Origin of the sequence: Oceanibium sediminis, from assembly GCF_003265325.1 — a bacterium.
Classification (GTDB): Bacteria; Pseudomonadota; Alphaproteobacteria; order Rhodobacterales; family Rhodobacteraceae; genus Halovulum; species Halovulum sediminis.
On sequence record NZ_QGNX01000017.1, the window covers coordinates 18233 to 27134 of the forward strand.

The following is an 8902-nucleotide window of genomic DNA, read 5'->3' on the forward strand; positions in this document are numbered from 1 at the left end:
AATGAAAACAGTTTTTTGAAATTAAAATAATTTTTTATTTGATATTTTTTGCGCCTTCCCACACGATCAACTCCCAACATATCGGGAGAAACTCAAATGGCATCGAAAGTCCGGGTCGGCTTGCTTACACCTTCGTCGAATACCGTCATGGAGCCGAGGGTTTGTGAGCTTCTGTCCGGACTTCCTGGCGTCACGGCGCATTTCGGACGTTTCAGCGTCACACGCATCGCGATGAGCGACGATGCCCTGAGCCAGTTCACGTTCGAGCCGCAACTCGCTGCCGCGAGTCTTCTTGAGGATGCTAGATGCGATGTGGTCGCCTGGGGCGGCACCTCTGGCGGCTGGCTCGGAGCTCAAAACGATATTGATCTGTGCGATGCCATTACGGAACGCACAGGCATTGTCGCAACCACGTCGACGTTGGCAACGCTCGACGGATTCCGTGCCCTCGGCGCTAAGACATATGCATTGGCGACCCCTTATCTGAGTGAAATCCAGCAGGCGATCCAAAAGAATTTCGCAGCCCTCGGCTTTGATTGCGTGGATGAGCGGCATCTGGAGGATCCAGGCAACTTTTCGTTCTCGGAATACGACGAGGCGACGGTTGGTGAACTGATCCGCGAGGTCGCCGTCTCGAGGCCCGGGGCGGCTGCCGTATTCTGCACCAATTTCGACGGCCCACGCGTTGCGCCGGGCATCGAGCGGGAAACCGGAGTTCCGGTCCTCGACAGTATCTCAGTAACGATCTGGCACGCGCTGCGCCTTGCTGGCGTGGACACCGCTCCGTTGGCGGCGTGGGGCCAAATCTTCCGTTGCGCGCTTCCATCAGGTGCACGCAGCGGCAACGCGCCGGTCTCGGCGTAACGACCACTACCGGTTAAAAATAAACCCAATATGGAGGTACAAGATGAAAACCCTGATAACACTGGCCGCCTCGGCACTGATAGCCGCGACGGCTACGGCCAGCGCCCAGACCTATGAATTCAAAGCGCTTGGACAGCCTGTGGCAACCGGGCTGATTCAGAAGAACGTCGAGCAGCCGTTCTTTGAGAGCTTCGCCGAGCGGACCGGGATCGACGCGACGGTGGATTACAAGCCCCTGGACGTTACCGGCATCAAGGACACAGAGCAGTTGCGCATCCTGAAGGCGGGGTTGTTCGATATCGTTTCCCTGCGGATGAGCCAGATTTCCCGCGATGAACCGACGATCCTCGGGCTCGACCTCGTGGGGCTGAACCCCGACTACGACACCGGTCGCAAAACGGTCGCAGCGTTTTCCGACAAGGTCGATGCGCAGCTTCAGGAGAAGTTCAACACCAAGTTGCTCGGCGTCTGGCCCTTCGGTCCGCAGGTTCTGTTCTGCGAGCCCGAGATCACCCAGCTGTCCGATCTGAAGGGCAAGAAGGTGCGTGTCTATGACCAGAACCTTGCGAACTTCGTCTCCTCTGTCGGCGGAACGCCGGTGCCGATCGGTTTCCCCGATGTGCACCAGTCGCTGGCCCGCGGTGTGGTCGACTGTGCGATCACCGGCCCCAGCTCGGCCAACTCGGCAGGCTGGCCCGAAGTCACCAACTACATGTTGCCGGTGGCGTTCCAGCTGGCCCTGAACGGTTACGGCATCAACCTGGACGCCTGGAACAAGCTGACGCCGGAAGATCAGGCCAAGCTGGAAGCCGGTTTCGACACGCTGGTCGAGGAAGTCTGGACCTACTCCGAGGAACTTTTCGATGACGCGGTGCGCTGCAACGTCGGCATGGATCCCTGTGAAACGGTCAAGAAATACGACCTGAAGCTCGTGCCGATCACTGATGCCGACAAGGCTATCATCGAAAACGCGGTCAACGAGATCTCTTTCCCGACCTGGGCGGAAGTCTGCGACAAGCAGAACCCGACCTGCTCGGAGGACTGGAAGGCGGCAATCGGCGCCGCAATGACCCAATGAGCGATCAGACAGCAGACGGGGCCCGCGTGGCCCCGTCTAACCCGCCCACCATTCGCCACCCTGCCGGAGCGTTCTCCATGGAAAAATTCGCCGCATTTGCCGCCCGACTCTTCGGTATCGCGCTGGTGGCACTTTCGATCTTCGTCTCGGTAGAGACCGTGGCCCGGAAACTGTTCAACTTCTCTTTCGAGGGCGCAGACGAGCTTGGCGGCTATGTTCTTGCCGTCGGATCGAGCCTTGCCTTCGTCGTCGCGCTGGTCGATCGCGCGCACATCAGAATCGACGTGCTGCATGCGCGCTTTCCCAAGCGGCTTCAGGCGATCATGGACTGGTTGTCGATCGTTTCGATGGCGGCCCTGGGACTATTCATCATCTACGTCGGTCGGATCGTGATCGTGGACACGATGGCCTATGGCTCGACCGCGCCAACACCCTGGGCGACGCCGCTGATCTGGCCGCAGGCTGCCTGGTATGGCGCGCTGTGCCTGTTCTCGCTGTCGGCCATCTACATGGCGATCCGTGCCACGGTGTATGTCGTCAACGGCCGGCTCGACGCGGTCAGTGCGCAGTTCCATCCGAAAGGCGCGATCGAAGAACTCGAAGAAGAAATGAGTGATCTGCAGCGTCGTTGAACGGCGCTTCGATCGATAGCCACAACCGGGAGAGAACCCCGGATCTAGGGAGGAAATGATGGGCGTAGGCTCTGTTTTCGTGGGATTTTTCGGGATGATGGGGCTTCTCCTCATGAGTTTCCCGATCGCTGTCATCATGGTGGTTCTGGGCGTGATAGGCGGCGTCATGCTGTACGGTTGGCCGCTGCTCAATTCCATGGGGCCGGTGATCTGGGGGGTTCAGAACGAGAACATCCTCACTGCCATTCCGCTGTTCATTCTGCTTGGTGAGCTGCTGCTGAGAAGCGGGATCGCGGACCGCATGTACGGCGCGTTGGCGCTCTGGCTGAACCGGTTGCCCGGCGGTCTGTTGCACACCAATATCGGGTGTTGTGCGCTGTTCGCCGCGACCTCCGGCTCCTCGGTGGCGACGGCGGCGACGGTGGGCACCGTTGCGCTGCCCAACCTCAAGGCGCGCGGATACGGCTCGCGCCAGGCGCTTGGCTCGCTTGCTGCGGGGGGGACGTTGGGGATCCTGATCCCGCCGTCGGTCAACTTGCTGATCTACGGCTCGCTCGCCAATGAATCGATCGGCCAGCTGTTCATCGCCGGGATCATTCCGGGCGTGACGCTGACGCTGCTGTTTATGGTCTATATCGCGTTGGAATCCTACATTATTCCGGCGTCCACCGGAGAAGAGGAATACCGCGCGCCGATGTCCGAAAAGATCGCGGCGCTCAAGCATCTCGTTCCGCCGGCGATCATCTTTGCCGTGGTCATGGGGTCGATTTACTTCGGTATCGCGACGCCGACTGAATCCGCCGCGCTGGGCGTGGTGGCTGCGATGGCTTTCGCCGCGCGCGAAGGCAAGCTGACCTGGGACTTCTTTGACCACTGCTTCCGCCAGACGGCCAAGACGACGGGGATGATCCTGCTGATCATTACCGCTGCTTTCATGCTGAACGTGACGCTGGCACTTGGCGGGATCGCGCAGACGATGACGGAATGGGTGGCGTCCTTCGGATTGTCCCCGGCGATGCTGCTGATGGCGCTGATCGTCTTCTACCTGTTCCTTGGCATGTTCATGGACGTGCTGTCGATGCAGGTGCTGACCATCCCGGTCGCGCTGCCGATCGTCACGGCTGTCGGGATCGACCCGATCTGGTTCGGTATCTTCATCGTGCTGATGTGCGAATTGGGGATGATCACGCCACCGGTTGGCATGAACCTTTACGTTGTGCAGGGCGTGCGCACCGATGGCGGCCCGTTCCGGGACGTTGTCCTTGGCGCGATCCCCTATGCGCTGATCATGATCCTTTTCACGATCCTGCTGATCTTCGTGCCGGAAATCGTGACATGGCTGCCCGAAACCATGAGTGGGCTCTGATCGATGGGCGCTGGATACTGGAAACTGGGGGCGGCCGACCTGTCGGCCGCCTATCGCGATGGCCGCGCCGACCCGATCCTGGTGATCGACGAGCTGGAACGGCGGATCGCGGCGCTCAACCCGCGGATCAACGCCTACGTCGCCTTGGCCGGCGACCTGGGCGCGCAGGCGGAGGCCTCTCAACGCCGGTGGCGCGCTGGGCAACCGCTTTCGCCGCTCGACGGTGTTCCGGTGGCGGTGAAGGACAACCTGAACGTCGCGGGACTGCCGACGACCTGGGGCGGGCACACCTTCGACGACATTCCCGACACCGATGAACTTCCGGTGGCGCGCCTGCGGGCGGCGGGGGCGATCCTTGTCGGTAAGACCAACACGCCGGAATTCGCCGTTGAAGGTTATACCGCGAACGCGCGATACGGGGTGACGCGCAACCCCTGGGACCTTGCGCTCACGCCGGGCGGCTCCTCGGGCGGGTCGGTCGCCGCGGTATCGGCGGGGCTTGCCACGCTGGCCATCGGGACCGATGGCGGCGGCTCCACCCGCCGACCCGCGGGGCATACCGGGCTGTTCGGGCTGAAACCCACGATCGGCCAGATCCCGCGCGGCGGCGGGTTGCCTCAGATCCTGATGGATTTCGAGGTGATCGGCACTTTCGTGCGCGACCCGGGCGACCTTCACCTGCTCCACGACATTCTTGCCGGGCCGGATCGCGGCGACCCGATGTCGCGCCGGGTCTGGCCGACGGGCGATGATCCGCAATCCCTGCGCGTGTTGTCGGTTCCGCTGCTGGACGACAATCCCTGCGACCCCGAGATCCTGTCCTCGACCAGGGCGCTCGCCCGGCAGCTTTCGGACCTCGGCCATCACGTGGTTGAGGGCGCCCTGCCGCTAGATCTGGAGGCGGTCAATGCCTTCTGGGGGGGCTTCGCCCAGGTGGGGCTGGCCCATATCCGCGCGACGGTGCCCCGGATGCGCTCGCAGTCTTCGCAGCAATACCTGGACATGGCCGATGGGGGGGACGCGTTACAGGCGCGGGAGCTGTTCGCGGCGATCGAGGCGGTCCAGCGCCTGCGCGCCGACACGTCCCGGCTGTTCAAGCATTGGGATGTCATCCTGATGCCAACCGCCGCAGCCCAGCCCTGGCCGGCTGAGCAGAGCCACCCCGAAGTCATTGACGGCAAGCCGGTCGGACCACGGGGCCATGCAATCTACACCGGCTGGGTCAATGCGTCCGGACACCCGGGACTGGCCGTTCCAGCCGGAGTCGACCGCGCGGGGTTGCCCATTGGCTGTCAGTTGATCGGAGACCTAGGCTCTGACGCCAGCCTGATGCGCCTTGCGGCCGCCCTCGCCGCTGAGGGCGAGGGATGGCAGTGGCCGGCGCTTGCGGACACGTCAGCCGATCGCGTCCAGTCGGAATGAAAGCTCTCCAAGACCGTCGATCCTGCCATGGATAACGGTCTCGGCATGCACGTAGGGCAACCCGTTCAGCGAGCCCGTGATGACGACCTGACCCTGCTGCAAGCCGCCGCAGTGGGTGCCGACCATTTCTTCGAGAACGAGGAAGTTTTCGAATGCATTGCTGCCCGGCACATGGGCCTCGCCGTCAAGCACGATGTCATCGCCAAGACTGAGATATGCGTTGACCTTGCCCATCGGCAGCGATGCCCAGTTCTTCAGCGGTACACCAACGACGAGTCCGCCGTTGATCTGATTGTCGGCGAGTTTCAGCAGCGGCGACGCACCCGCTGGCAAGCGGGTGCGCACGACTTCGATCACTGCTACTGCCGACAGGCACTCGGCGACCGCGCGTTTCCGGTCGGCCACGTCGGGGGCGGGCAGGGGGCTGTCGACGCGAAACCCTATTTCAAGCTCGATGCCGATATCTTCATCGGCGGGCACCGCAAGCACTGCTGGCGCATTCATGACATCCTTTGCAAATATCGGCGCCATGATCCGGGGTGCCTGGGGCTTGTTCGCCACTTTGAACCCGCCTATCCTACCTATTTGACGGGCAACCTCCGCTTGAACGCGGTAGGCGTCGTCTTCTGCAAGTGTCGCTTGGTCAATCAAATCCGCCGGGATGGCTACTCCGGTCTTTCGTGCCTTGACAATGGCCAAGGCCAGTCCCTCCTTGGTCGTAGCGTTGTGTATTTTTTCCATTTCAGACTTTTCTTTCATATGTATATCGCTAAATTAATAATAAATATAGTTTGCTTTAACCGCAAGTGTGTTCACTTGCGGATCCACGGAAACCGACAGTCGTTTTGCTACGAAGCGCTCGCAAGGAAAGTACTGGCATGAGAACACGGAAATCCGAACACCCGCGACGGCGGGTCAACAGTCGCGGAAAGGTGGTGCTCAGCCGCGTTCCGCTTCACGAGCAGGTTGCCGAGGAAATCCGGCACATGATCGTGGTCGGCGAACTTGCCCCCGGAGAGAAGATTAAGGTCGCCGAACTGGCCGAAGGTCTTGACGTGTCGCTCACGCCGGTGCGCGAAGCGTTGAAGATCCTCAACAAGGAAGGCCTTGTCGAACTCACGACGAACCGCGGCGCGAGCGTTCCCGATATCACCGTGGAGGGCACACGCAGCCTGTTCGAGGTGATTTCGCGCCTCGAAGCGCTGGCGGCTGAGTTGGCCGCGGAACGGATCACCGAGGAGGAACTGCAATCGCTCGAAGATTTGCACGCGCAGATGACGGAAAGTTACAAGGCCAGCGATCTTGCATCCTACTTCGACCTCAACCTCAGGATTCATAATCTGGTCGTGGACGCGGCAAAGAATCCCGACCTTACTCGTGTGCGTACCAGCCTTTCGTTCCATGTCGAGCGTGCGCGCTTTCTTTCGGTTGCTACGGCATCGCATCGTCAAAAGTCCATGGAAGATCATGAAGGCCTGATGCTGGCGCTCAGAAACCGCGATGCCGTTGCTGCCCGCGATATATGGCAAGAACATCTCATCAGTACGGGAGAAGAGGCCTGCCGGCTAGTCTTGCAATGGAAGGAAGACGAAGAGGCGACTGCCGCGCAGTGATAGGCGCAAAAAAATGCCGGGCATTGCGCCCGGCCAAGTTCTCAGGGAGGAGTCTTTTCTTCTCAGGCCGCGCGGTCCGCGTTCTGTGCGTCCTCTGTTGAGGCCAGGAAATTGATCGCTGCCTGTGTGCCGCCCTTGTTGTGCGGGACTTCTGCGCGGGCAAGACCCACTTCGATACCTGACAGCGTGCCGAGCAACATCAGGTCGTTGAAGTCGCCGAGGTGGCCGATGCGGAACACGCGATCCTGAAGGCGGCCGAGGCCACTGCCGAGGGACATGTTGAGTTCCGTGTGAATGATCCGGCGCAGGGCGTCGGCCGAATGCCCTTCGGGCATCATCACGGCGGTCAGTACCGGGGAGTAGTGCTCAGGCACGCGGCAAAGCACCTCTAAGCCCCAGGTTTCGACGGCCAGTCGCGTCGCGCGGGCATGGCGCTTGTGGCGGGCGAACACGTGCTCCATGCCTTCTTCATTCAACATATCGATGGCCTCGACGAGGCCGTAGAGCATGTTGGTCGCGGGCGTGTAGGGGAAATAGCCGGTCTTGTTCGAGGCGATCATCTCGTCCCAGTCCCAGTAGGACCGCGGCAATGCCGCCGAATGAGACGCAGCCTTCGCCTTTTCGCTGACGGCATTGAATGACAGGCCCGGCGGCAACATCAGACCCTTTTGCGAACCACCCACGGTGACATCGACGCCCCAATCGTCATGCAGGTACTCGACCGACCCGAGCGAGGAGATGGTGTCAACCATCAACAGCGCCGGATGGCCGGTCGCGTCGATCGCCGCCCGGACGGCGGCAATGTCCGAGGTGCACCCGGTGGAGGTTTCGTTGTGCACGACGCAGACCGCTTTGATATCATGAGCGCTATCCTTGCGCAGCCGCGCTTGGATCGCGTCCACATCGGCGGCCTGACGCCAGTCCGTGTCGATCAGTTCGGGCTTCAGCCCCAGGCGCTTTGCAAGGCGATCCCAGAGCCAGGCGAAATGCCCGGTTTCGCACATCAGCACGGTGTCGCCCGGTGACAGCGTGTTGACGAGCGCCGCTTCCCACGCACCGGTGCCGGATGCGGGATAAATGATCACGTCGCTGGTGGTGTTGAAAACCGATTTCATCCCGTCGAGAGCGCGTCGGCCGAGGACTCCGAATTCGGGGCTTCGGTGGTCCATTGTCTGATTGTCGATGGCCCGCAGGACACGGTCCGGAACGGTGCTCGGGCCGGGGATCTGCAGGAAGTGGCGTCCAGGTTTACGCATGTGTTTTGGCTCCAGAATCGGTGTTGATGTCCCGATAGCAACGATATGTTTGCAATAATAAAAAATCAAGTTAAATATAATTATTTGAAATATAACACAAACATTTAATTTTATTGCTCTGATTGTAAATCGGCTTGAGTCGGAAGGTCAGTTTCGTGGCGTCCCTCCATGACAAAAAGTGACCCTTTGAGGTGTTTTCACAGCATCTCCGGTGTCACACGCTTGGCGGGCACGCGGTACGTGAAGTTTGGCCTGATGCTACGGAATGCGAGGGCGTAAGATATCTGGGTTGCGCAAGCGGCATGCCATCTATTAGACGTTTTGCTACCTGGTTGAGCAAGGCGTCGCCCCGAAGAAGGTTGCGGAACATCTTGGTCGGTGGTTCGATCGTACTCTCGTTTCATTCAATGGCGAAGTGAGTGCGAACGACTTCTATCTCCGTGCGCGAGAAAAGCGCCAAGAGATGGGACGCAGTTTCGATCGTACCCGGTTTTTCGGTGCTGTCAGACCAATTCGAACTCGTCTCTGCAAGGACAGCGAGGCTGTCCCTTATGCCGCACAAAGACCGCGCCACTCGGCGAGAGCGGCGGTTCGGTTAAGCTTGAAATTAGCTCGGGAGTAGAGGCTGCGTTCCTGGTTGAAATGGTTGCAGACGGAGGAATGAACGGCAG

8 protein-coding genes and 1 pseudogene are annotated in these 8902 nt (G+C 60.5%); 6 read left to right on the forward strand and 3 right to left on the reverse strand.

The window, feature by feature from the left end:
* The first annotated feature begins 96 nt into the window (after positions 1 to 96).
* The 5 genes from DJ029_RS20150 to DJ029_RS20170 all read left to right on the forward strand — a co-directional run bounded on the left by DJ029_RS20150 (position 97) and on the right by DJ029_RS20170 (position 5362).
* Positions 97 to 864, forward strand: a complete 768-nt coding sequence (locus tag DJ029_RS20150) for a maleate cis-trans isomerase family protein (RefSeq protein ID WP_112324282.1) — start codon at positions 97 to 99, stop codon at positions 862 to 864.
* Between the two features lie 43 nt (positions 865 to 907).
* Positions 908 to 1942, forward strand: coding sequence for a TRAP transporter substrate-binding protein (locus DJ029_RS20155; protein WP_112324283.1), 1035 nt, complete (start codon positions 908 to 910; stop codon positions 1940 to 1942).
* Positions 1943 to 2019: 77 nt separating this feature from the next.
* Positions 2020 to 2574: a TRAP transporter small permease subunit gene (locus DJ029_RS20160; RefSeq protein WP_112324284.1), complete on the forward strand. Its 555-nt coding sequence runs from the start codon at positions 2020 to 2022 to the stop codon at positions 2572 to 2574.
* Between the two features lie 58 nt (positions 2575 to 2632).
* Complete coding sequence (locus DJ029_RS20165; protein ID WP_112324290.1) at positions 2633 to 3940, forward strand: TRAP transporter large permease; 1308 nt, start codon at positions 2633 to 2635, stop codon at positions 3938 to 3940.
* 3 nt (positions 3941 to 3943) lie between these two features.
* Positions 3944 to 5362, forward strand: coding sequence for an amidase (locus tag DJ029_RS20170; protein WP_112324285.1), 1419 nt, complete (start codon positions 3944 to 3946; stop codon positions 5360 to 5362).
* On the opposite strand, the gene DJ029_RS20175 is transcribed toward DJ029_RS20170, so the two are convergent.
* Positions 5336 to 6121 carry a 2-keto-4-pentenoate hydratase gene (locus DJ029_RS20175; protein WP_232823156.1) on the reverse strand — a complete coding sequence of 262 codons (786 nt, stop codon included), beginning with the start codon at positions 6119 to 6121 and terminating at the stop codon, positions 5336 to 5338. The two genes, DJ029_RS20170 and DJ029_RS20175, sit on opposite strands and share 27 nt — an antisense overlap.
* 119 nt (positions 6122 to 6240) lie before the next feature.
* Here DJ029_RS20175 and DJ029_RS20180 point away from each other — a divergent pair, with 119 nt between their 5' ends.
* Positions 6241 to 6975: a GntR family transcriptional regulator gene (locus tag DJ029_RS20180; RefSeq protein WP_112324286.1), complete on the forward strand. Its 735-nt coding sequence runs from the start codon at positions 6241 to 6243 to the stop codon at positions 6973 to 6975.
* A gap of 62 nt (positions 6976 to 7037) precedes the next feature.
* Here the strand turns inward: DJ029_RS20180 and DJ029_RS20185 are convergent, their stop codons facing one another.
* Both DJ029_RS20185 and DJ029_RS22235 read right to left on the reverse strand, forming a co-directional pair.
* Positions 7038 to 8300: a pyridoxal-phosphate-dependent aminotransferase family protein gene (locus tag DJ029_RS20185; RefSeq protein ID WP_232823157.1), complete on the reverse strand. Its 1263-nt coding sequence runs from the start codon at positions 8298 to 8300 to the stop codon at positions 7038 to 7040.
* A 480-nt stretch (positions 8301 to 8780) separates the two neighbouring features.
* Positions 8781 to 8902 (reverse strand): annotated as a pseudogene (locus tag DJ029_RS22235) (IS6 family transposase); the annotation flags it as partial.

Excerpts from the sequence above, each read along its gene's own strand:
- DJ029_RS20180 (WP_112324286.1), top strand. The coding sequence starts at position 6,241 with ATGAGAACACGGAAATCCGAACACCCGCGACGGCGGGTCAACAGTCGC.
- DJ029_RS20175 (WP_232823156.1), bottom strand. The coding sequence starts at position 6,121 with ATGAAAGAAAAGTCTGAAATGGAAAAAATACACAACGCTACGACCAAG.
- DJ029_RS20155 (WP_112324283.1), top strand. The coding sequence starts at position 908 with ATGAAAACCCTGATAACACTGGCCGCCTCGGCACTGATAGCCGCGACG.
- DJ029_RS20165 (WP_112324290.1), top strand. The coding sequence starts at position 2,633 with ATGGGCGTAGGCTCTGTTTTCGTGGGATTTTTCGGGATGATGGGGCTT.
- DJ029_RS20170 (WP_112324285.1), top strand. The coding sequence starts at position 3,944 with ATGGGCGCTGGATACTGGAAACTGGGGGCGGCCGACCTGTCGGCCGCC.
- DJ029_RS20160 (WP_112324284.1), top strand. The coding sequence starts at position 2,020 with ATGGAAAAATTCGCCGCATTTGCCGCCCGACTCTTCGGTATCGCGCTG.
- DJ029_RS20150 (WP_112324282.1), top strand. The coding sequence starts at position 97 with ATGGCATCGAAAGTCCGGGTCGGCTTGCTTACACCTTCGTCGAATACC.